20 protein-coding genes and 1 pseudogene are annotated in these 23,251 nt (G+C 59.2%); 6 read left to right on the top strand and 15 right to left on the bottom strand.

Features of this window, described 5'->3' with window-relative positions; all coding sequences use genetic code 11:
• Positions 1-100: 100 nt before the first annotated feature.
• A complete protein-coding gene (locus RJT68_RS20265; protein WP_407038318.1) occupies positions 101-325 on the bottom strand; it encodes a hypothetical protein in 225 nt (74 codons plus the stop codon).
• A gap of 24 nt (positions 326-349) precedes the next feature.
• Positions 350-964: a hypothetical protein gene (locus tag RJT68_RS20260; RefSeq protein ID WP_407038317.1), complete on the bottom strand. Its 615-nt coding sequence runs from the start codon at positions 962-964 to the stop codon at positions 350-352.
• 176 nt (positions 965-1,140) lie between these two features.
• Between RJT68_RS20260 and RJT68_RS20255 the strand changes: the two genes are divergently transcribed.
• Positions 1,141-1,446, top strand: coding sequence for a hypothetical protein (locus RJT68_RS20255; RefSeq protein WP_407038316.1), 306 nt, complete (start codon positions 1,141-1,143; stop codon positions 1,444-1,446).
• Positions 1,447-1,918: 472 nt separating this feature from the next.
• Here RJT68_RS20255 and RJT68_RS20250 read toward each other — a convergent pair whose 3' ends face one another.
• From RJT68_RS20250 to RJT68_RS20225, 6 genes are all read right to left on the bottom strand, one after another.
• Complete coding sequence (locus tag RJT68_RS20250) at positions 1,919-2,731, bottom strand: hypothetical protein (RefSeq protein WP_407038315.1); 813 nt, start codon at positions 2,729-2,731, stop codon at positions 1,919-1,921.
• Between the two features lie 35 nt (positions 2,732-2,766).
• The gene (locus tag RJT68_RS20245; RefSeq protein ID WP_407038314.1) at positions 2,767-3,276 is read right to left on the bottom strand and encodes a hypothetical protein; all 510 of its coding nucleotides are present in this window, start codon (positions 3,274-3,276) and stop codon (positions 2,767-2,769) included.
• Positions 3,277-3,484: 208 nt separating this feature from the next.
• Complete coding sequence (locus RJT68_RS20240; protein WP_407038313.1) at positions 3,485-4,342, bottom strand: hypothetical protein; 858 nt, start codon at positions 4,340-4,342, stop codon at positions 3,485-3,487.
• 1,110 nt (positions 4,343-5,452) lie between these two features.
• Positions 5,453-6,532, bottom strand: coding sequence for a DUF5305 domain-containing protein (locus RJT68_RS20235; RefSeq protein WP_407038312.1), 1,080 nt, complete (start codon positions 6,530-6,532; stop codon positions 5,453-5,455).
• A 51-nt stretch (positions 6,533-6,583) separates the two neighbouring features.
• Positions 6,584-7,789 (bottom strand): signal peptidase I, encoded by a 1,206-nt coding sequence (locus RJT68_RS20230; protein ID WP_407038311.1) that lies wholly within the window; start codon positions 7,787-7,789, stop codon positions 6,584-6,586.
• Positions 7,790-8,108: 319 nt separating this feature from the next.
• Positions 8,109-8,708 carry a hypothetical protein gene (locus RJT68_RS20225; protein WP_407038310.1) on the bottom strand — a complete coding sequence of 200 codons (600 nt, stop codon included), beginning with the start codon at positions 8,706-8,708 and terminating at the stop codon, positions 8,109-8,111.
• 487 nt (positions 8,709-9,195) lie between these two features.
• Here RJT68_RS20225 and RJT68_RS20220 point away from each other — a divergent pair, with 487 nt between their 5' ends.
• Entirely contained in the window at positions 9,196-9,807 is a 612-nt protein-coding gene (locus RJT68_RS20220; RefSeq protein ID WP_407038309.1) for a DUF7344 domain-containing protein, read from the top strand.
• 86 nt (positions 9,808-9,893) lie between these two features.
• Positions 9,894-10,205, top strand: coding sequence for a hypothetical protein (locus tag RJT68_RS20215; protein WP_407038308.1), 312 nt, complete (start codon positions 9,894-9,896; stop codon positions 10,203-10,205).
• Between the two features lie 700 nt (positions 10,206-10,905).
• Here RJT68_RS20215 and RJT68_RS20210 read toward each other — a convergent pair.
• The 3 genes from RJT68_RS20210 to RJT68_RS20200 all read right to left on the bottom strand — a co-directional run bounded on the left by RJT68_RS20210 (position 10,906) and on the right by RJT68_RS20200 (position 14,387).
• Positions 10,906-12,081, bottom strand: coding sequence for a hypothetical protein (locus RJT68_RS20210; protein ID WP_407038307.1), 1,176 nt, complete (start codon positions 12,079-12,081; stop codon positions 10,906-10,908).
• A gap of 377 nt (positions 12,082-12,458) precedes the next feature.
• Positions 12,459-13,676, bottom strand: a complete 1,218-nt coding sequence (locus RJT68_RS20205; protein ID WP_407038306.1) for an RNA-guided endonuclease InsQ/TnpB family protein — start codon at positions 13,674-13,676, stop codon at positions 12,459-12,461.
• 270 nt (positions 13,677-13,946) lie between these two features.
• Positions 13,947-14,387, bottom strand: coding sequence for a DUF7344 domain-containing protein (locus tag RJT68_RS20200; protein WP_407038305.1), 441 nt, complete (start codon positions 14,385-14,387; stop codon positions 13,947-13,949).
• 587 nt (positions 14,388-14,974) lie between these two features.
• On the opposite strand from RJT68_RS20200, the gene RJT68_RS20195 reads away from it, so the two are divergent.
• Complete coding sequence (locus RJT68_RS20195; RefSeq protein WP_407038304.1) at positions 14,975-16,468, top strand: amidase; 1,494 nt, start codon at positions 14,975-14,977, stop codon at positions 16,466-16,468.
• A 249-nt stretch (positions 16,469-16,717) separates the two neighbouring features.
• On the opposite strand, the gene RJT68_RS20190 is transcribed toward RJT68_RS20195, so the two are convergent.
• Entirely contained in the window at positions 16,718-16,849 is a 132-nt protein-coding gene (locus RJT68_RS20190) for a hypothetical protein (RefSeq protein WP_407038303.1), read from the bottom strand.
• A gap of 766 nt (positions 16,850-17,615) precedes the next feature.
• On the opposite strand from RJT68_RS20190, the pseudogene RJT68_RS20185 reads away from it, so the two are divergent.
• Together RJT68_RS20185 and RJT68_RS20180 are read left to right on the top strand one after the other, a co-directional pair.
• Positions 17,616-18,124, top strand: a pseudogene (locus RJT68_RS20185) (IS6 family transposase); the annotation flags it as partial.
• Positions 18,125-18,224: 100 nt separating this feature from the next.
• Positions 18,225-20,171, top strand: a complete 1,947-nt coding sequence (locus RJT68_RS20180; RefSeq protein ID WP_407038302.1) for an archaea-specific SMC-related protein — start codon at positions 18,225-18,227, stop codon at positions 20,169-20,171.
• A 183-nt stretch (positions 20,172-20,354) separates the two neighbouring features.
• Here the strand turns inward: RJT68_RS20180 and RJT68_RS20175 are convergent, their stop codons facing one another.
• The 3 genes from RJT68_RS20175 to RJT68_RS20165 form a co-directional block, all read right to left on the bottom strand.
• Positions 20,355-21,182, bottom strand: a complete 828-nt coding sequence (locus tag RJT68_RS20175) for a mycofactocin-coupled SDR family oxidoreductase (RefSeq protein ID WP_407038301.1) — start codon at positions 21,180-21,182, stop codon at positions 20,355-20,357.
• A 175-nt stretch (positions 21,183-21,357) separates the two neighbouring features.
• Positions 21,358-22,314: an electron transfer flavoprotein subunit alpha/FixB family protein gene (locus tag RJT68_RS20170; protein ID WP_407038300.1), complete on the bottom strand. Its 957-nt coding sequence runs from the start codon at positions 22,312-22,314 to the stop codon at positions 21,358-21,360.
• A complete protein-coding gene (locus tag RJT68_RS20165; protein WP_407038299.1) occupies positions 22,311-23,102 on the bottom strand; it encodes an electron transfer flavoprotein subunit beta/FixA family protein in 792 nt (263 codons plus the stop codon). The genes RJT68_RS20170 and RJT68_RS20165 overlap by 4 nt, the downstream gene beginning before the upstream one ends.
• Positions 23,103-23,251: the final 149 nt, after the last annotated feature.

Raw genomic sequence — 23,251 nt, 5'->3', positions numbered from 1 at the left:
CGGCACTGATGCCCACCTCCTTGAACGTTGCCTCGAAAAGTACGTTCTTTCGGTTTCGGAGACACCCGATCCGCCGCCGCATCCATCGGTCGGTTGCCACTTAACACGCCGATCTCTGGCTTTCGCTGGGCGTGTTCGTCGGGATCTCGAGCGCAGCTACTTCCCTGTTCTCGTGATAGATGATGAGTGCCTCGCTGCCGACTTTGTATGGCACCACCAGGCGTTTCTCGAACGAGCGCACGTCGGGGGCATCCTCGGTCGTCGGATCGAGGTCAAAGGCGGTGGCATAGAGGGTGTGATTCTCCGCATCCACAATGCGAACCATGTAGTCGCCGTATCCAAGCAGATACTAATAGCCCGTCTCCCGCCGAAGCCTCTTGACATGGACCGTCCCATCCACGTACCGCACATCGAGGGTCAGGATCGCCCGTTCTTCCCCCATTGCCTCAGCGTCGTCCGCTAGCTCCTCGTGCTCGGCATCCACGAGCTCTACGTCCTCACACGTAAACTCCGCGCTAGTATCGATCGGTCCCTCGAATTCGTACGTCCGTTTGGAGTGGTAGGTGTACGTAAAATCCTCGAGCGACCGGGGCACGCGGGCCGCGACAGTCACCGTCCAGCGCGTGCTGGTAGTGACGTCGTAGTCCGTGACAGCGAGGAGCCTGCAGTCGTCGCTCGCCGCATCGGTGGGCGGGACGTCGGTGAAGGAGAGGCCGATATCCTCGGTTCGCGCTCCCTGCTCAAAAAGTGCCACCAGGATCCCACCGGAAATCTCGGCGGTCGTGGTGTTTCGGATACTGACCGCGATTTTCGTGCGGTCGGCGTCGCCGTTCATCCAGGTGACGGTCACCAGTTCAACCGGGTCCTCGTCTGGGTCGTGCCGTCCGGTGCCTGAGTGTGGGACGGCAAACATTCCGAGACAGGCAATCACCGATCGCCGTGGGAGGGCCGCAGCACCCCCCATGCGAACTGGCCACCTACCAGCCCCCAAAATAGTTTACAGCCGAGCGCAAACGTTGATCCACCCCCGACACACCGCGACCTGCTCACCGTTGGGTCTCCTCTTCTGTGAACCTTCACGCTTCTCTTCACTACCTTCTATGGCGTGACAGCGTGATAGCTAGTACGCGGGGGTGTGTGATGGCACCGAGCAACACACTACTCGAAGTGATCACCACGATCATCCACCGAATCGACATGTTCGAGTGTTTGCTAGACGAACCGAAAGACACGCGCTCGCTCGTCGCCGACCTCGACGTTTCCCGCTCAACAGTCACCCAAAGTGTTCGCGACCTGGAGCAGTTCGATCTCATCGAGTACCGCGATGGCCGCTATCACATGACGCTGTCCGGCCGTCTCGCGTACCAATCGTTTATATGTCTCTGGGAATTTATCGCGTCGCGTGTCGGGAGTGGTCGCCACCGCTGCACAGCGGCCACAAGATGACAGACCGATACTCCCGGCCTCCAGCCCCTAGACGTCCGCTTAGTGCGTTTCTCGCGCGTTAGCGCCCCTCCCCATTCTGTGAGCAGCAACCCCCGACCCCTGGGGCCACCGGCGGCCTCCTCACCGCTGGTCAGGAGCCTCGGCGCTCCTCTGGTCCGACGGTGTCCCAGTGGGCAGTCCCCCATTCCGTGCGATCCGGGGGATTTCCGCCTCCCACGCCGTGTTTCGGAGGGGGTGGGAGTCCCGACGCAGGCCGCCGTGTACCGGTGAGGTAAGTACCAGTCAAACGCGATCACCGGCGGATTCGACGCGCGGCGTCCCGGAAGCGTGGACCGGGTGTGGTCCTGAGCGCGAAGCAGAGTCCAAGATCTACCTCGTGATGGGGACCACCACCCGGTCTCGAGCAGGGGACGCCTCCCGACGGTCCGTGCCGACGAACGCGATTCAGGGGTGTCGCCCTGGCGCCCGCCGTTCAGTCAGCAGCTGCTGTTGGCGGATCGGTGAGCAGGTAGCCACAGACCAGGAGGCCGCCGCCGAGCAGAAGAACGTAGAGCACAACGAAGAGAACGCTCGGTGCGACGCCAGCGAGCGCCACCAGGCCGACGAGGGGCAGTACGGAGAGGCCCACGAGGTACCAGTCACGTTGTTTGAGTGCCCCACCGGTCAGCAGAGGGAGGAGGGTCAGCAGGAAGACGCCGAGGTACAACACCGACTCTGCGAGGAGGTGCGGTAAGAGCAACCCATTGCTCCCGTGAACGATGGAGACATTAATTCCGAGGACGCCGTAGCTCCCCGTGAGTGCGATCAGTTTCCCCATGCGCGGCAGGGTATCGGGTTGCCAGTTCGGGTCACGGATCGTGATGGTCACCAAGGCCAGACACAGGGCGCCGAGCATCTTCGCGGGCGTGATCAGGAACTGGTCGAAGAACTCGCCCAACTCACTGTCGGCGGTTTCCGAGCGGACAGTCACCGAATAGTAGTCGCCATCCGCCAGGATATAGTCGATCGATTCGAGGGTTTCGATGCGGTCCCGGTCGGGGTGTTCGTAGAGGTCGTACGTGCCTCCGTCACGAACCTCGTCGAACGCCTGTTGGAGATCCGGTGGTAACTCCTCGTACGCCCGGCCATCGCCGTCCGGCTCGTCCATTGGATAGACTTCGAAAAAGTAGCGGTCCCCCGCGGCACCGTCGTATGTCGGCACGAAGAGCAGCCAACAGCCACTGAGGACGAGGACCACCGTGCCGACGCGCGCGAGCAGCCGTTTCAGTCGTGCGGCCCACCCCATGGTCCTCCCACCACGATCTGGTGGGATGCGCGCTATTAAACCCGTAGCCCCCTGCGCATCGCCGCGGCCCGGACTGCCAGGTGGCCGCCGACCGCGCCGCCCACCGCGGGGAAGAGTAGGCCAGCCCAGACGAAGGGGATCACTGGATCGACGACGACCGTGTTCGGTGGGGGCAACCGGAGCGTTGCGACAACCATGGGGAAGTAGCCGACAGTCACTGTCGCCCCGTGCGCGAGACTCCGTCCGGCCGAGGCGTCCGCGTTGGCGCCGAGCAGGTAGCCGGCGCCGACCAGCACGACGAACGGGATGAGGGTGTAGCGAGCGTCGCCGAGGTGACTGACGGGCACCGGCAGCCACGTATGGATGAGGAGATAGCCGTACAGTGTCCCTGCGACCGGCGCGTTGTCGATGTGGTGGAGCAGGAGGCCGCTCGAGAGGAGCTGGGCGAGGCTATACGTCAGCAGGAGTCCAGTGCCCCACGCGAGGATCCCGACGACGCCACCACGGCGGATCAGGATCCGCTCGACAGCCTCCTCGGGTGGCATCGGCTCACCGGAGACTACGCCGGCCGCGGATATGAGTGCTCCCGTCACCGGGAGCGCGTAGATAGGGTGGGCCAGGGGCCACCCGGCCGGCCGGTTACTGCGTGTCCCGTGGGGAGTACCCAAGCCACTCCTCATCGGTGGCCGTTCCGGCCCACACCAGCTGCGCACGGCGCGTGCTTCAGGGCCACGCCCACGAGGCGGGGGCCGCTTACGCCTGGACCGTGCGATCGTCCGAGACCGTCTCGTCGCCAGCCGTCACGGCGAGCACCGCGCGATACTCGGCGCCACTACCGCGTTTGATCGTGAACGTCTCCGACCCGGACGCCGAGGCCCCATCCACCGACATCGTCTCGGTGGCGACCGGGCTGGTCGAGTCGGCCGTGTCGACCACCTCGATCGTAACCTGCTCGAGGGCGCCCTCGGCGTGGGAGACGGCCCACTCGACGTGGAGTTCCGCGTGTGGATTCGGCGGACTGTCCTCCGTTAGGTCGAACGTATCGATCTGCGGCGGCTCGGCCGCCGCCGCGTCGGTGGTGAACGTTCGGCGCTCGCCACGCACCTCCTCCCCAGCGCCGTCGACGTCCGCGATCGCGCGGACCTCGTAGGTCGTGTCGTTTGCGAGGTCCGGGAGCTCCGTACTGAACTCATCGGCCGCCGGGAGGTCCTGCGACGCCGTCGTGGTCCACGAGTCACTGTCCGTGGCCCGCCACGCGAATGCGACCGTGACGACATCCGCCCCATCGGTGTCGACAAGCTCCCCCTGGAGGGTCGCCGTCTCCGTGCCGACCGCAGTGGGCGAGTCGGTGACGACGTCGGGGCTTGGAGACTCCGGTGTGGCGTCGTCACCGCTCCCTCCAGGGTACGGGCCTTCCCCATATCCGCCGGCACCGTAGTCGACCGATGTCGCCGCAGCGACGGGCTGGGTCGCCGTAGCCGCCGGCACCGTTACGATGCCGAGCAACTGGAGCAGTGTCCGGCGATCGAGCCGCGACTCCGCGGCCGCCGTCGATCGGACCGCTCCGTCTCCAGGTGTCTGAGCCTCTGTTTCAGTTGTGCTTTTAGTCATAAAATGAATATTTACTTGAAAAGCAGTACTTCTTCGGCTGAACGTATTGTAGAGTTATATGACGGTCCAGAGCGAGCGGGCTTACGTCGGTTACCTGTGGCTCGGGCAGATGGCCAACGTCGCTCCCAGGGACACTCGTCGACGGGCAGCGCCCTGTCGTGGTGTGCCGCCCCTCGTCCCCGTTCATCAGGCCCCGCTTTGCCGGGCATGGTGCCCGTGTGCTACGGCTTTCGCGTGGGGGGTCGTCGGACGACCGGTATGTGCCCGGGCGATGACGCGAGCGAGCGGCTTGCCATCGCGGGGGATGAGCGAGGGGAGTAGCCCCGCCGTGGAGTGTCTCGCCAGCGGCGATCCGGCGACCCGCGACGAGGGCGTCCGGTGGGGCACAGACGGTGACGGCCACACAGATGTCCTGGCTCGCGTCCGCGACCGACGGTATCACGGCCTGGCCACACGTCACCTCTCTCCGCTCTTCGCCGCCCGCCACCTGCCAGCGAGCGGGGCAGGAGGGGCTTGGCAGCTGTGAACGAGGGTATCCACCCACGGTGAGCAGGGCCTCGGCCGAGTGCGCAGGGACGGGAACCGCCACGGCTGCCGTGCACTGGCGGGTGGCGGACTCCCGGCCAGCGAATCGGCGCCCTTCCACGGTCGCCGCTGGCCTCGCTGACGCCACCGTCGCCGCCCAGCCGCTCCTCGTTGCGTGCTCTCGGCATGTCCCTGTCCAGCGGGCCAGGACCCTCAGGGCGTGTCCCCGTGGCGGTGCAATCGAGGTCGATACCGGATTTATTGGTAGGACAAATCGAGCAGAGGCAAGTAGCGGGCCAGCGCAGCGATGTTCGGCGGCTACTTCATACGCTGTTGTGTGGCTTGCCAGGTGTGGGAGGCGGGATCTCGAGCGGACCCCATTCGCTTGCCCGTTCTTCATACCACTGGGAACAGCTCGCACACGCTGGACCTCGTGTCCCTCTCGACGCTGCTAGCGTGGAGGCCCACCTCGATTGTGACCACCTCGCGTTTCCGTCCAGAGCTGCACAGCGCCGAGATAGAAAACCCGCTAGTGACACTAGAAAGACGTCTCCGCGAGCCGATTCGAGAACGGAATTGGTGTCGTCAGCGCTCAGGATCGTAGTGATACAGGAGGTCGCCGTCGACAACATAGAACGCCTCGTCATCCGCGATCACGCGGCGGTCACAATCGATTGCGATATCGACGAAATCCTCGAGCGTCTCGACGTCGATTCGGGATCGGTCACGCAGGTCATCCGGAAGTGAGCCCCGGGAGATCCAGTCGTCGAATTCCTCCCGTTCAGCGCGAAGTCGGAAGGTTTCGAGGTCTGCGTCCGACGGGGCAAGCGTCCCTCGCCTTTTTGCCACTGCCAGTACACCGAGAGCGCCGAGTGAGACGAGGAGTATGAGCGTCGAACTCACGGGCTCGAGGACCCCGGACGAGCGTGGTGCGCTTGTCGTTGATGCGTCCACCGGATCGCTGGGACCGCTGCTCTCCTCGTCCTGCTCTGTCGATTCGTCGACGTGATAGATGTCTCCATCCGGTTCGATCGCGAGTTCGTACACCTCTGTCCGCTCGATGGAGTCGCCATTGACGGTCCCTGTTATCGCTACATCCGCGACGACGACGGTCTCAACGGTGCCGGGCGACGCGCCGAGACTCTCCTCGATCTGCTCGGTTTCGTTCACCGTTGCTGGTACGTCCATACTGAACGACGCCGTCTGCTCATCGTTCGGACCGGCGTTCTCGGCCGTCGTAGTCTCGAGCGTTTCGTTCACTATCCAATATTCGCCGGTCCCCTCCTCGTTGACTGATCGTACAACCTGCTCGAGTTCGATGTCAATCGTGACATCACCGTCTGAGGCCTCGTAGGCGTACTGAAACTCTCCTTCGAGTTCGGGCGAAATCGTCGTAAAGTACGTCGAGCGATCGGTGAGGGCCGTTCCGACGTCGAAGACATCATTCTCCTCCTGCACGACGGCGTGGTGGGTGAAACCACCGGTCGTCGACCACGACTCAGTCGGCTCCTCGGCCTCTGCGGCGGTCTGTTCGGCACCAAAGGACGTGTATACCCCAACCCCCCCAAGAAGACTCAGGGTCAGAAGGGCGGCGACTACGATGACGAACCACTCGTCGAGGATGACGCGAGTCCGTATAAGAAACCGCCCAGCATTACTTGTCATTGTCGATACCCCCCGAAGTCGGATCTATGTTGCCTATCGTAGCCATCGGTATCACCAGTTGAAACCGTTTGAACTGTCAGTCCGCCTGCGTGTGCGCGTTCGAATCTTCCCACCGCCAAGGAGTAGCGCAAACGGCAGGGTACAGAGGCCGACGATCGTGCCCGTTACCGCCGTCATTGCCACCCACGGATGGATAGCGTGGAGCACGAGGATGACTCGTGGCGGCAAGACCGTGAAGTACTGAAACGCCGCAAATGAGCGCAGGTAGTAGCCCGTCTCATCTGGAGCAGTAATCGATACCGTGGCGTTCACCGACTCCCCGTGCTGAAGCGTCTCGTCGCCGCCATTGACCGTGAGTCCCTCGCTCCCAGGTTCGACCACCGTTGTGACCGGTAACACACCACCATTCTGGAGTTTCCAGGTCCGTGTCTCAGTTTCCCCCGCTGGTATCACATCTGGGCGATCGGATTCAAACTCCGCACTGACGATCCCAACCTCGGTCGGCCCAGACATCGCGAGCATCGTTCCGAACGTCACGACACAGAGGAGTGCTGCTACCCCGAGGACGAGGGTTCGAGTATCGAAGACGGCTTGACGCGAGCGAGTTCGATTCCGCGTTCGGTTCTTTGATCCCTGCTGGTCGAAGATCAGCGAGAACGCGAGGCTTCCGAGACCGAACGCAAGCAGAAGATACGCGAATCCCTGGGTGCCAAATACCGCAGTTGTCCCCAGGATTGCAGTGAACCGTCCTTGGACAGCTTCAAGTCCACTCTCAACACTCATCACGGCTGTGCCAAGATGCGGAATGGTGACCACCTCACCGTTTATCTGCCATGCCGTAGCGACAATCTGACCATCGGTAACGTACGGCTCCTCTCCCTCTTGATCGGTGGATGGATTTGCATCACCTTGGGTTACATATCCCTGCTCCGTATCCTCGACAATCCGATGGGTCGTCAAGCCGCCATCATCGATGTTTTCCGCCTCGAAGACAACGACATCACCCTCATCGACGGAGTCAGTGCCAATTGTCGGGATTGCGACGAACCCGTCGCCCGCATTCATTGTCGGTTCCATACTTCCCGTCTCGACGTAACTGAAGAGAACGGGAATCCCAAGGATATGCCCACCAATTAACGTCAGGAGGAGGGTGATACAGACGAGTCGCCCTCCATAACAGGCGAGAGTCCGTGCCCTCATTTTCGATCCCCTCATCGCTGATCTGTAGTATTTAAGCGCTCCGCGGTTTTCGGTCAAGTACCCACGTGGCGCCCAGATCAATGGAATCGCGTATCATGTTTCACTATATTCTTCCTACTAGGAGTTATGTCCTAGCTGAATGTTGGATACGTCCCTGCGTGGGAGATCGAACTCACTTCGGAAGGAGTTCGTGGGTCCTACGGTACTTCTGACGCTGCCGAGGACCAGACCTGGATGAGAATGAACCGATCTCGCTAGGTGTCTCTCCTCGTTTTGCCCCAAGAATAAGAAAATTTATGAATCAATATAGTTTTCTACCTGGTGACACAGATATTTATTAACAAAGAAGAGGTTGCTGGCAGTAGAAAAGAAAAGTCTACATCGGTTCGAGGGTGATTGTCAGCGTACCTGATAGATCATCGCCAGTTGAACCCTCCGTCGTATCAACTTCAAATCCCATAGTTGCTACTTGCCCAGGGTCAAACCACGCAATCGAATGAGACCCTTCGTTCACGAAGTACTCACCCTTGTCAACACCGCTAGGGTGGGCTGACTTCCCAAACGCAAAGGTAATTTCTGAGTCACCGGAATCATCGTCCAATTCATATTCCCACGTAATCCGACGGGCTTCACTGTCATTATTGTAGAATTCAACGGCAGGGTTGTAATCGGATTGGCCTGGGCGGAGTTCGCTGTTCGTCAGCCCACCGAAAAGCCACTCGGAATTCACGTTGAATCCGGTCGCCTCGCCATCCACCGTACCGTCAATAGTTAATTCTCCAGAATCGTCGTCAACCCGAACAATATCACTGTCAGTTTGGCTCTCAATGCCGAGCAGCGAACTTGAACCATCAGCGACAACATCTGCAGTTGACTCCCGATCCAGCGTTCCCTGCGCAAACGCGCCCGAACCGACGAGCGCGGTACTCCCCGCAGCTGCACTTCCAAGTCCGATTATGAATTTGCGTCGTTCCATAGGTCTTCTACCATGTTTGTCATGCACCGTCTCACACTGCCACTCGTCACGCTCGACCAGCCCGCTGCGGCGCACATTCGCTATCACTTCTCTACCCGACTTTGGTATATCCGCCCATCTAGATTGGAAAGAAAGCTTGATGAAAGCTCATAGACTCTATTGGGGACTCACAAAGGGGCTATGATCCACCAAGAGAGACTTCCATAGACTCCCTGCAGTAATTACATAGAGATTCTGTAGATGCCGATAGAATCTATGCCAGAGAGAAACAGTACATTTCTAGATGATTTTGCTTTCCGATCGTCGTTTCCACGAATCTCCTGGTAAGAATACGACGCGTCACTGCACCCTCCGTTTAGTCTCTCGTCAATCTTCTTAATTCGACCACCTCCAAATTTATTTGGGAGTTATGTTTTATACCCAGGCTAACTCATGTTTTTGACTTTATATTTAAATACGATACTAGACTGGCTAGCTAGGTGATGCTATGAATACGAAGGGGGCAACTCAACCACCAGATTCGATCGGGGGGCAAGAGCGGTTCACGCGTGACACGATCCTCGAAATACTCAGTAACCAACGTCGCCGATTCGCGCTGCACTATCTCAAGCACCAACAGACGCGAACCCTTCACGAAAAGCCCGAAGTACCACTCCGCGAGTTAGCGGATCAGGTAGCTAGCTGGGAGAACGAGAAACCAGTCGACGAGCTCACCACCCAAGAGCGAAGGCGGGTGTTGAATGCGCTTCAGCAGTTCCATCTGTCGAAGATGGCCGATCGGGGATTCATCGAGTATAACCGAGAGCAACAAGTCATCCGGCTTTCAGACGCCGCTGCAAACAGCGACTTTTATATCGATGTGCTCTCCGATCACGGTATCACATGGGGCACGTACTATCTCGGAATAGCGGGAATAAGCTCGATCTGTTTAATTGGCATCATACTGAATATCTACCCGTTCACGGTTTTCTCACCGATGATGTGGAGTCTCTTTTTCGTGACCGCATATACTGCGTCCGCCCTCGGCCATTTCTACGATAACCGGTATCGAATGCGGCTCGGTGCCCGGAACAAAACCCTGGAAACCGACGAACAATGATCCGGAAGCGAACGAAAGTACAACTCCTCACCGTGGTTGTGTTAATTGGAGCGATCTCGCTTGTCGGAACAAGCGGTGTAAGTTCGATGGTAAGTGATCGAACTATCGAGATTCCCATTACCGACGACGAGGAAGCGCCTCTCAGCATCAGCCAAACGACGGCCACGACGGAGAACGAGACGACGGCTACGATAACGGTAGAAAATCAATTTACAGTAGGGACAACGCTTGAGCAGGTGACTGTGAGTTTGGACGACGAAGAAACGCAACTCGAACCGCTTGCACCGGGAGAGCGCGACACGGCCACGTTTGAACCAGTTGACTGTGATAGCGAAATTGTAATCAAAGCCTCCAGCCCCACTACGAGCATTTCGCTTACTCGCCCGGTCGAGTGTTGATCGTGGTGTATGTGAAATACATCACCCACAAGCCCGAAAACCGCCGGTGTCGATGGACCCCAGAGCAGTCACGGGGTCGTTACCGATACGCAATGCAACACCGGTCCTGTTCTATGTGGTCGTATCCCCTGAAACGACAATCACATTATGCTCACTCGACGGGATACCGGACTGGCATTGGCCACAGAGATACGGGTCTCGACATCGCCAACCGTGACGGGCGCGTCGGTCCTCCCATGTTCGACGACGTTTCGAAAGCGATTCTCGACTAAGTGGTCGACACATTCGAAAGGGAGACCGATCGGAGCGAAAGGCTCGTCAGTAAGCAGTCCGTTTCGAACTCCCTCGAGGCGGTCATAGACGAGTGCGAATCCTGGCGCCTGTATGCCTAGTGAGCACAGCCACGCGAGTCGAGAGCACCGATAAATCGGTCGACTGCGCTGACCGTGACCGACGGACCGAGGGCATCGCACACCGCGATCAGGACGGTGGCCGACTCGGATGAACAGACACGCACCAGCGACGGCACCGTCGCAGGCGAGGGCCCGGGGTGATCCCGCCGTGTTCCGTGAGCCCTCGCCAGGATGCACGCCGTCGATCACCCAAATGGGGCCGACGAACGGCCCTGTGGCGCGGGGTCGCTCCGTTCTCGAGGGTACCGATGCGGCGAAGTCGTCATACCCACCCCCCGGGTGGCCCGTTACGTTGGGTCCTCGGCCCCGAAGACCGCCTGTAAGCGCTGGTGGACCTGCTCGTGGTCGTCGAGGGTGGTTTGGATCGTCTCCAGGCGCGTGTGCATCTCGGCGTGTTCTGTCTCTACAGTGCGGTCGACCCGCTCGAGGGTGTCCGCCAGGTCCGCGAGTGCGGCAGACGTTTCGGCGGTCTCGGCCTCGACCGTCTCGAGGCGTGCGCGCAGGGTCGCCCGCTCGTCGGCCGCAGCCTCCACCGTCTCGGTCACGTCCGTCACCGCCTGGGTCACGTCGCGGAGCTCCGTCTGCAGCTCCTCGATGAGTTGGTCGGCGGTGCCGTGCTCGTCGAGGAACGCTTCCAGTGCGTCCGTGTACGCGCCAAACTGTGCGAGCCGGGATTCGAGGTGCTCGAGGCGGACCGCTACGCTCGTCGGGGGGTGGTCCGCGAGCAGGTGTGTGCGAAGCGCCTCTCGCTGTGCGTCCGTCGCCTGGTCCAGTTCCTCGACGAGCCGGGCGAGCAGCGGGGACGACTCAGGTGCTGGCTGGCTCTCATCGCCACGTACACCCCCCGGGGCTCCGGATGTGGCGGTGGTGGTGGCCGCCTCCTCCGGCGCCTCCAGGAGCGTCTCAAAATCGATCTCGTCGTCGGCAAATGCGACCCGTTGGGGATCACCGCTCCCATCACCGCGGGCGTCGCCATCCGCAGGCGGGGTGTCCAGAGCGGCGTCCACAGTCAGCTGTTGCTGGAGGTGTTGAAACTCCGGCGTGGTGCCCCGCGCGTGGTCATCTTCGGGTTCGACCACCTGAACTCCGACCTCGTCGGCGGCAACCTCACGGACAGTGACGTCTGCGAGCCCCGCCCGCTCAAGCGCGGTCATGAGGGTCTCGGCTGCAAAGGTGGTGACGAGCGTGAGGTCCACCGTCTGATCGACCGATCCGATGTGGTCGGGTGGGGGCGTCATCGACCGCACGTCGGTCGCGTTCTCGAGTTCGCGAAGCACCTGCACTTTCGTCTGCGTCGGCGTCCCTTCCGCGAACGACAGCTGCAGCTCATAGATGTGGTCCCCCGGGCGAATCACCCCGGGTAAAGGTGTTTGGTCACGGGCCACTTCCTCCCGGTGGTGATCCCCGGCTGGCATCGCGATCGCCTCGCGCTCGGTCTCCTCGTCAGTGTTCGTGTCAGTCACGCGTACCCTCCCTATTGAGAGCCACAGTAGTTGGAAAGTTAAGCATATCGTTGTTTTGTACAATATCCGATGGTGATATGTCTGGCGCGGTGATCCTGACTCGGGTCCCCTGGCGGGCCCCGGCGAGGCCGCGGGTGGCCCGCCGGCAACGGGTGCGGCAGCAGCCGGCTCCATGCCGCTTGTAATCGTTAGTGATTGCGTCCACCGCCGTTCGCTCAAAGGAAGTGCCAGTGACGGTTTCCGTTCTCGTTCCGTCGGCCACGATGACGGTCGCACCGGTGCCGGGCGACGCGCCGAGACGCGGTTCGATCTCTATATCAGACGTTATGTAAATCGCCTCAGGGTCAAGCCCCGAGGCTTTCGCGTGGACTCCCGTTCTATGCCTCAACCGAGGCAGGGGGTACGTACTCCCCACTCACGTTCAGCGTCCCGCGATTCAAGCGCACATCTACGGGTGCGCCTCCGTCGCCTGCGTTTTGCCTGCGACGGAGATACTGCAAACCGATGTTCTTGGAAGCGTTGTAGTCGGCGTGGTTCTCATACCCGCACTGCTGACACTCGAACGACTCCCCGGTACGGTTATCGTCGTGGGTAAACCCACACGTCGAGCAACGCTTCGACGTGTTGCGCGGGTCAACCTGTATGGCTTCAACACCGTGTTCTTTGGCTTTGTATTCGACGTACTCGTAGAGGTGTCGGAACGCCCAGACGTGTTGCCACGTCGCCTCGGGAATGTTCTCCCGAATGTGGGTCAAATCCTCGAACACGATGTGCGAACAATCGTGTTCGACGGCTTCCTCGATAAGGTCGTTCGCCACCGTGTGCAGGTAGATCTCGAAGCGTCCGTACTCTCTCTGACCAACACTCTCGATGTTTTCGTGGGCGTGTCGAGAGCCACACTGCTGAAGCGAGGCACGACGCGTCTCGTACTCTCGACGCCAGTGGTTGAACTCGTCTGCCGACCAGAATCGCCCAGTCGAAGCAACGGCGAGGTTGTTCACGCCCAAATCCACACCAAGGACTGTTCTGTGCTTGGACTCGGATTCAGACGAGTCCTCGTCCGCTTCGACCTTCCGCATCGAGGCGTGGAGATGCCAGTCACCGTCGCGGTACTGCAAGTGCGCCATCCGAAACGCGAAATCCTCGTCGGAGACGTATTTCGTCGGGGGTGTCTCCGAGTCGTCGGGAAGGATGTAGTCGCACTCGACGCGCCCGTCTATGGTCGAGAGGGAAACGTGGTCGCGGTGGAACGTCGCGCTCCGTTTGTCGTAAACCGCGCTGTCTGCCGAGAAGTGCGGTTGCGACGTGTTCTCGCCACGTTCGAGACGTGAGACTCCGCTTTTGACGGCTTCGACCGCCCTACGAATCCCTTTCTGGACGAGATTTGCGGTCAGGTCGGTTTCGTCGCGGAGTCGGTCGTAGAGGGCGCGTTCGGCTTTGGCTTTCGAGGTGACGTGGTAGCCGTCGTCGCCGTGCCAGCACCACTCAGATGCGGTGTTGGCACAGTGGTTGAACTGCTCGACAGTCTCTCGAAGGGAGTCGTCTGCTCCTTCGGGAGTGTCGAGTTTGATGACGGCGGTACGACGGTATTCCACCGTATTTTCACATATGCGTTCGGTGTTACTTATACGATGGGAGTCGGCCTGCCATTGTAGCGAGGTTTGTGCCATCGGTTGTCGGCTTCCTCCCCGACCTCAAGGGTCGGGGCATCCGCCTCGTACCGCCTGTGAATTCGACACCACAACCGGTGCAGAACAATCGACCGTCTGCTGTCAGTAGGGGAAATCCGCTGAACAGTTGTTCGAGTGAGGCACAGACAACGATTGGTGATTCGGCTTCCGACCCGCGGGGGTTGTCTCGCGTCATCACGCGTTGCCTCCGTCGAAGCAGGAAGAGTCGATCCGGTCGGTATCGAGCGTGAGTGGGCGGAGAACGACGAACAGATGGAGGAGTACTTGGACGGCGATATTGAAGTCCCGACCAGGTGCAACCCACTTGCGGTCGCCGTCATACTGTATCAGGCCAGCATCAGCAAGTTTCTGGAGATGTGTTTGTAGGAGCGTCTCACGCACACGCTTGTACGGTCGATGCTCGACAGCGTCCACTGGACAACTCTCTTCGTACGCAGCAATCGCTTTCGCTACTGCCCGTACCGGCACGGCTTCGTCGTGATCCGTCCAGAAGAAATACGCGAGGACGGCTTGACATCGCCGATTTCCGAGAAGATTACAGATCGTGGCGATTGTCTCTTCATCAGCTACCTGCTCAGTCCACGCTTCCGCAGTGAGCGTTGATGAGATCATCATTCTCGCGGCACCTCACTAATCGAGAACACGCGCCTCAAGGCAGCGTTGAGACACGGCGTACCGGTCAGTGTCACACCCAGGGTTTCGAGTCCGAGTGGGACTCACCGAGTCGCGTCGCACCTTCCCCCGACGTGGCGGTCCACGCAGTCGCGGGATGTCTGAGTGCACGGACAACCAACGAGTCCCAAGCAGTGGAAAGAATCCGGCTAATAGCTGCTTCCAGTCACAAGATACGAACATGGCCGCTCTCTTCGACAATAACGAATGCTGAGGCACTGCGGTCACTACGGGCGAATTCCAAGGCGCGTTCCTCGATTTACTCATCGTCGACGATCTCTTTTTCCGTTAAGAGTTGCTCGAACGCCTTGAGCCACTGGCGACAGTACACGGCCTCTGACTAACCACGTGAGGCATTTGGCGACGACGGCAAATGAAGTCGTTGAACCTGCGTTCGCTGCTCTGGCTGCTGCAGACGTAGAACTCGTTGATCCGATCTCAATTCCGAGTTTAGCGGACAGACCCCAGCGGATGTGCAAAACTAGACCGTGCCCGGAACTCTTTTGATTTGTGCAAGTGAACGGCTGTGCATGGGATTTGCTATCGAAGAGGCTACCGTCAACGAGATTCATCGAGCGTTCGAATCCGGCGAACTCACCAGCGAGGATCTTGTCGAGCAGTATCTAAAGCGGATCGAAGCATACGACAGTAGCGGTCCCGAACTCAATTCAATTCAAACGATCAATGACAACGCCATCGATCGCGCGGCGGAACTCGATCAGACGTTCTCCCAGTCCGGTGAGTTCGTCGGACCACTCCATGGTATCCCCGTCGTCGTAAAGGATCATCTTGAAACGACTGACACCCCGACGACGTACGGCTCTGAAGCGTTCGAGGGATACTACCCTGAAGCGGAGTCGGAAGTCACGCGGCAAGTACGCGAGGCAGGCGCCGTTGTCCTGGCGAAAACAACTATGCCGGACTGGGCGACATCGTGGTTCGGTTTCTCCTCGGTTGCGGGGCGAACGAAAAACCCGTACGATTTGGATCACGATCCAGGCGGTTCAAGTAGCGGTACGGGGGCGGCCGTCGCGGCAAATCTCGGTACCGTCGGGATCGGATCTGACTGTGGGGGATCCATCCGTGTCCCCGCCTCGTTCGATAACCTCGTCGGGTTCCGAGTAACACCCGGGTTGATCAGCCGAACTGGAGTGAGTCCGTTGGTCTCCCAACAAGATACGGCCGGGCCTATGACGCGGACGGTCCGTGATACGGCGAAATTATTGGACGTGCTTGTCGGGTACGATGACCGTGACAAACTCTCCGGAAAATCCGAACTCGCCGCTGTCCACGAATCGTACACGACTTCGTTAAATGAAGACGGACTACGGGGCACACGAATCGGTGTACTCAGAGACGGATTCGGGGAGGAAGACGAAGCGGAACCGGTTAACGAAGTCATTGAACGGGCGTTGACAACGATTTCGAATCTCGGTGCTACGCTCGTCGATCCCGTCGAAATTCCCGGTCTAAACGACTACCTCGACGAGACGATGCTCTACGTGCTGCAATCGAAGCGCGATCTCAACGAGTTCCTCAACGATCGCGACACCCCCGTTTCATCCGTAGAGGAGCTCTATGAAAACGATCAGTATCACGAATTACTCGACCTATTTATCGCGTTCGCGGAGAACGGCTCGTCTGATTTGACCGATAACATCGAATACTGGAAACGCCGTAATGCGCAACACACCTTCCAGGAGGAGATTCTGAACGTCTTCGCTACCAACGACCTCGATGCGATTGTTTTCCCAGATGTTCAAGTTCCGCCCCCGTCCGAAAATGAGATCAGGGACGGAAAGTACGAAACGATGACGTTTGCAACGAATACGATCATCGCATCACAATCACTTTGTACCGCAGTATCTCTCCCCGCCGGATTCACGGATGACGGCCTTCCCGTCGGTATCGAATTCCTCGGAAAACCCTACGATGAGTCCTCAATACTGAAGTATGGATACGCGTTCGAACAGGCAACTCAGCATCGAACTGCTCCGGAAACCACACCCGAACTGAGTGATTGAACCGCATGACGCTTCTCGGTCATGCAGTGACCGTCAAGGACGGCTTGTGGATCGGTATCGACGCGAGCGGTCGGGATGAGTGTCTGGACACGGAAAGGTCTGCCAGCGTGGTCTGTTCAACTTATTCCGTCGAAGGCGAACGGGCGAAGTCACCGCTCAGCAGTGTCTGCGTGAGCGTTGCTGAAGCCGTTCGAAACCAAAGCGGTTCGTCAGTATGCCGCTGGAGACACGTTCGACGCTGGTTCGAGTTCAATGGCGGTCGAAGGGGAACTCGAGGCCATCTCGGTGGCCGACGGTGTTCAGGGACGTATCGCCGTCGATGAAAACCACGGCGTCATCGCCGTTTTGGTTCGTCTGCCAGTCCGTTCCGAGGGCGCTCACCGTCCCTTGCTTCGAGGCGGTTCGAGCGGTGTCTGTGCCTCGTTGCGCCTCTCCGCTAGTTAGTATCTGTTAAGTGATTAATTTGACTTGAGTATAGTATTGTCTTGTATTCACCACCCAATCAAGTCCTGACGCTGGCCCGACTGTCCACCCACAAGGTGTGGACACGGTTACCACGTCTCCTGAAGGTGTAATACCACGATATGGATCCGATTATGGCCGATATCGTCGAGATAACCGCTGAATCCGAATCGAGAGCGCAGGCTGCGAGCTCGCCATTGCCAGGACCCACCGCCTCGGATCGATCGTGGTTCTCGGGCATCTGGGGCCTGAACACGGCGGCTCATCGGTATTTCACCGTTCGACCACTGCGCCAGCGAGGATCGGCGTTGGCTCGAGATCTTTGCACCTTGAATTCAATATCAGTCACCGGTGCTCGTGACATCAGTTATACTAATAATGGCCCGCGACGGCTGCGCCGTCCGTAGAACACGACGGGATTAGCTGTCGAGATGAAGCGTTGCTTCACTGCCCAGTGGAGAGTGGTGGCCGACATCGTTGTTTTTCCGACACCGCCGCTTCCGAAACGGCGGTGTAGGTTAGCATGCGCGCATACTCAAACGCATGGAAGTGTCTAGTGCTGCTTCAACCGTGAACAGAGGGGTCAATACGAGTACCGCTATGGTTGGTTATGCACCATTTGAGGCTTGAAACGACACTAGTTAGGCCAGTTTGAGAAACGAGCAGGTCGTAGAGTTCCTTTGGCATGAAGCTCGCAGACCTGCTCAGCGAGTGCTACGCGACGGAATTTGATGAATCGTGGGAGCGTAAGCGGACGACGACGCCCGTCAGGGTGTTCGCCGTCCGTCTCCACGCGACCGGGTGTTCGCTTCGGGAGACACAAGCAATTCTTCACTTGGTCGGCGTAGAACGCACTCATCAAGCAATCTGGCACTGGGTACATCGGCTGGCTGGCAGCGTACCAGACCCGCCGACGTCCACGAGAGCTTCGCTCTCGTGCGGCCCATCAGAACGCTTCGCGTTCTGAGGATGGCGAAGCCGTCGCGGGTCGCAGTTGATGAGACCGCTGTCAGGATTAATGGCAACTGGTCTTGGGTATACGCTGCAATTGATCTAGACTCACGCCTCATCCTTGACGCCGCTGTCTTCGGACGGCGAGGCACCGATCCAGCTGCTGCATTCCTGCATCGATTGACTGAAAAACACGATCTCGACGACACGGTGTTTCTTGTTGATGGCTACAGATATCTGACCACTGCTAGATCGGTTCAGCGCTCTCAGCAGGTAAAACCTCGACATTAATTTATGGAATTAAATGAAGAGCATCTATATGAGTCAGGATGACACGTGAGTTATGGAAAGTAAATTCCAAACGAGTAAGCAGAGAGTTCCGGAGCGAACAACACTCACCGTTACTAATATAGGAGGTATTGACGAAACGGAGGTGACGTTCGAGAGTGGAGTAACTGTACTCTCCGGACGGAACGCAACGAACCGTACGTCGCTTCTTCAAGGTCTCATGGCGGCACTCGGAAGTGATCGCGTAAGTTTAAAAGCTGACGCAGACGAGGGGAGCGCGACACTGACCGTCGGCGACGACGTTTACCCACGAGCGCTCAAACGGCGAAACGGAACGATGGTCACCGACGGCGATCCGTACCTCGAGGATCCCGAACTTGCGGATCTATTCGCATTCCTACTCGAAAACAACGAGGCACGGCAAGCCGTCGCTCGAGGTAACGATCTTCGAGAGTTGATCATGCGGCCAGTCGACACCGAGGAGATTCAGACCGAAATCGAACGGCTGGAACAGCGGAAGAGTGAAATCGACGGGCAATTGACAAATCTGGACGAGCTTGAGACGAAGCTCCCGGAACTAGAAGAACAACGAACGCGCGTCGTCGACGAGATCGAAACGGTGGAAGCGAAACTCGAGACGGAGCGCGATGAACTCGAGAACACCGATATCGAAGAGCGTCGAGGATATCGGTCTGAACTCGAAGGAAAACTCGAAGAACTCCGCGAGACACGTTCTAAACTTGAACGAGTTCGTGAGCAGATGGAAACCGAACGTCAGAGTATTGATGCGCTCGAAAGCGAGCGGGAAGAGGTCCGAATGCGGCTTGAATCATTACCGACAAGCGACGATCGGAAAATCAGACGGCTTGAGACGAAAATCGAAATGCTCCAGAAGGAGAAATCGGAGCTCTCGAATGAACTCTCCCAACTCCAAACTACGATCCAATTCAACAAGCAGCTTCTCGCCGACGGGAAAGCGACGCTTCTGGAGGCAAACCGGGACGACGAATCTATCACCGATCAGTTACTCCCAGGCGACGAGGCGATCAATTGTTGGACCTGCGGTTCGTCGGTCGCACGGAATCAGATCAAAACGACGATCGACCAGCTCCAACGTGTGCGACAGAAGCGTCTCGAGCAGCGATCTGAGGTCGATAACGAACTTGGGAAGCACCGCGAAACGCTATCCGACCTCAACGAGCATCGGACCGAATACCGGCGGATCCGTCGGCGTTTCGAGTCGATCGAAGACGAGATTGACCGACGAAAGAGTCGCGTTGACGATTTAACGAGCGAACGTGAGGAATTTACAGACGAGATCGACGACCTTGAGGCCAAGATCGAAATGCTCGAAACGGACGACCAGCGTAACGTGCTCGATCAACATGAGAAAGTCAATCGACTTGAGTTCGAACTCGAACGTAAGGAGCGCGAGCGCGACGAGATCGACGATGAAATTGCGTCAATCGAGCGACGACTTGGCGAGCGATCGACGGTCAAGGCACATCGGGAAGACGTCACAGACGAACTCATCGACCTCAGAACGCGAATCGATCAGATCGAAGAATCCGCCGTCGAGCGGTTCAACGAACACATGGAAAATCTCCTCGAGATACTTGAGTACGACAATCTCGATCGGATCTGGATCGATCGAACAAAGAAGGAGTTCCGTGAAGAGCATCACAAGGTCAATAGGTCGTCGTTCGATCTCAAGATCGTCCGGAGCACCGACTCCGGAGCTGTGTACGAGGATACGGTCCAAAATTTAAGTGAAAGCGAACGGGAGGTTACCGGACTTGTGTTTGCGCTGTCCGGTTACCTCGTCCACGATGTGCACGAGACGTCGCCGTTCATGTTGTTGGACTCTCTCGAGGCAATTGACTCCGAACGGATCGCAACGCTGATCGAGTACTTCAACTCCTACGTGCCGTATCTCGTTGTGGCGCTGTTGCACGAGGATGCACAGACGGTGGATGAGGACGCTGTGATCACCGATATCTAAGTCTTTCTAGCCGTCGAAGCGTACTACTATCCGTTCGGCGATGACAGGAATAGTCAACGTACACTCCATTTGTTTTGACCTCGACCACATCACTGGGTTCGAGGAGTTTGGGCGGACCGCGGAAGATACCAACGGCACCGGGACGTCCCTATGAGCGTCGCTGGTATGACACACGAGAAGGAGTTATTTCGAACTGAAGCCCGACTCGACTGGGAGAGTAATCCCGGTTACGTATCGTGCAGCGTCGCTCGAGAGCCACATGAATGCCTCCGCGATATCTTGGGCTTCGAGCGGCATTCCAGGTTCGAAGATGTTGAACGGACCGCTGACCGCAGTGGCGGACTCCTCGAGGTAATCCTCGCCATAGGCTTCGATCATCCCCGCGACCATCGGGGTGTCGATCGCTCCAGGAGCGACCGCGTTTACGTTGACGTCGTACTCGGCGAGTTCGAGGGCGAGCGTCTTCGTCAAACCGCGAACGCCCCACTTTGAAGCGACATAATGGGCGCCCCCCATCGGGATGCCGGTCATGCCTGATATAGACGACGTATTGACAATTTTACCGCCATCGCCGTTCTCGATGAAGTGCTTGCCGACGTGTTTCGAACAGAGCCAGACACCCTTGAGGTTCGTATCAATCACGTCGTCCCACATTTGTTCGGTGAGTTTCGTCGCTTCAGCAGCCGATACGATACCGGCATTATTTGCAAGAATGTCGATTTTGCCGAACTCATCCACCGCCTCCTCGACGGCCGTTTCGATCTCGGCTTCGACGGAGACGTCCGCCCGAATCATCAGCGCGTTTTGTCCCTGTTCTCGAACCTCACCCGCAGTCTCCTCGAGTTCGTCGATCGTCCCGAGGTCGTACTCGACGGTGTCCTTGTTCTCTCCAATGTCGACACAGACAACGTCTGCACCGTGGCGAGCGTATTCGACGGCGTGCGATGCTCCCTGACCGTGAGCGGCGCCGGTCACGAACGCGACCTGGCCGCCGAAATCGTATTCTGGCATGTAGTTTTCGTGGACCAAATGGCTAACCAGTAAGTCCGCTTTTTCCGGAAGCTTCCTGTGCCATTTGTCCGCACATTATCCGCCAATGTCGGGTGTAATAATTGTGGCTGTTGATTTCAATACTAGTTAGGTGGACAATGTTGGTTCGGATGATCCCTATGAGTCCATGAACAGTCTACCGGAACTCCTCGATCAGCGCCGGCACGACGTCGAAGAGGTCGTCGTGGATCGCGTAGTCGGCGATGTCCATGATCGGCGCGTTGGGGTCCGTGTTGATCGCGACGATCGTGTCGGAGCCCTTCATGCCGGCGACGTGCTGGACGGCGCCGGAGATGCCGATCGCGAGGTAGACCTCGGGCGTGACGACCTTCCCGGACTGGCCGACCTGCCGGTTCTTCGGCAGCCAGCCGTTGTCGACGATCGGGCGCGAAGAGGAGACCGTCGCGCCGGTCGCCTCAGCGAGGTCCTCGATCAGGCTGAGGTTCTCCTCCTCCTCGATGCCGCGGCCGACCGAGACGAGGAAGTCCGCCTCGCTGATGTCGACGTCGCCGCCGGCGACCTCCTCGAACGCCGTGACGGTCGAACCGACCCGGGACTCGTCGATGTCGGCGTCGAACGCCTCGATCGAGGCGCTGCCGTCGCCCTCGGCCGCCTCCCACTCGCCCTCGCGGATCGTCGCGATGACGTTCCCGGCGTCGACTTCGGTGGTCGTCTCGACCTTGCCGCCGTACATCTCCCGGTTGGCGACCAGCGCGTCGCCGTCGACCTCGAGGGCGACGCAGTCGGTGACGATCGGAACGTCGAGCGCCACGGAGACGGCGGGCGCGTAGTCGAGCCCGTTGACGCTGTTCGGCGCGAGCACGTACTGCGGGGCGAGTTCGTCGTACAGCTGGGTGATCGCCTGTTTGTAGACGTCGTGGTTGAACTCCTCGCCCACGTCGACGGTGTGGACGACGTCGACGCCCTCGCGGTTGAGGTCGTCGGCGAACGCCTCCACGTCGCCGTTGATGACCGCCAGGTGGAGGTCGCCGCCGGTTTCGGCCGCGAGTTCGCTGCCGGCGGTGATGATCTCGTAGCTCACGTCGCGCAGTTCGCCCTGTCGGTGGTCCGTGATCGCGAGAACGTCGGTCATTGTGCCACCCCCTTGTCGCGGAGCAGGTCAGCGAGTTGTCCGGCGGTGTCCTCGGCGCTGCCCTCGAAAACCGTCACGTCGCTTTCGCTCTCCGGTTCGTACATGTCCGTCAGTTCGACCCGGCCCTCGACGGCGCCCGCGTCGACGCCGATGTCGCCGAGGCTCTGGACGTCGAGCGGTTTCCGCTGGGCCTGGCGGATGCCGCGCAGGCTGGCGTACCGGGGCTCGTTGATCCCCGTCTGGATCGTCAGCACCGCGGGCAGTTCGACGTCGGTCAGCTCCTCGACGCCGCCCTCGAGTTCGCGCCGGACAGAGGCGGTGCCGGACTCGAGGTCGTGGTCGAGGCTGTTGACGACGGCGGCCCACTCGTAGCCGACCGCCTCGGCGAGGGCGACGCCGGTACCGCCCCAGCTGTCGTCGCCGGACTGGACGCCCGTGAGGACGAGGTCCGGCTCTTCCGCCGCGACGACCTCCCGGAGGATCGCCGTTTTAGCGCCCACGTCGAGCAGGTCGACGTCCTCGAGGGCGTCGTCCCAGACGCGGACGGCGCGGTCTGCGCCCTTCGCGAGGGCCTGGCGGATGGTCTGTTCGCACTCTTCGGGGCCGATCGTGACCGTGACGACTTCGTCGGCGACGCCCTCCTCCTGGAGCTGGACGGCCTCCTCGATAGCGTAGTCGTCCCACTCGTTGAGGTCGGCGCCGAGGTACCGATCCGCGATCTCGGTCCCCTCGATTTCGAACTCGTCTTCGACAGTTTCCACTTCTGCGACCGTTGTGAGTACTTTCATTCTTCCGCTCTTACGGATATCGCCGTAACACGGGATAAAAGATACTATTCGGAACGCCGCGTACCGATTCGGTCAGTAAATCAACACGGCGGCGGACAATACGGGCGTTCGGTGACCGGTTCGATCCGGCGCTCAGTACCGAACCTCGA

Source organism: Halovalidus salilacus (assembly GCF_031852275.1).
Classification (GTDB): Archaea; Halobacteriota; Halobacteria; order Halobacteriales; family Natrialbaceae; genus Halovalidus; species Halovalidus salilacus.
The sequence above is the reverse complement of the archived record's forward strand: the minus strand, read 5'-3'. Positions and strand labels throughout refer to the sequence as shown.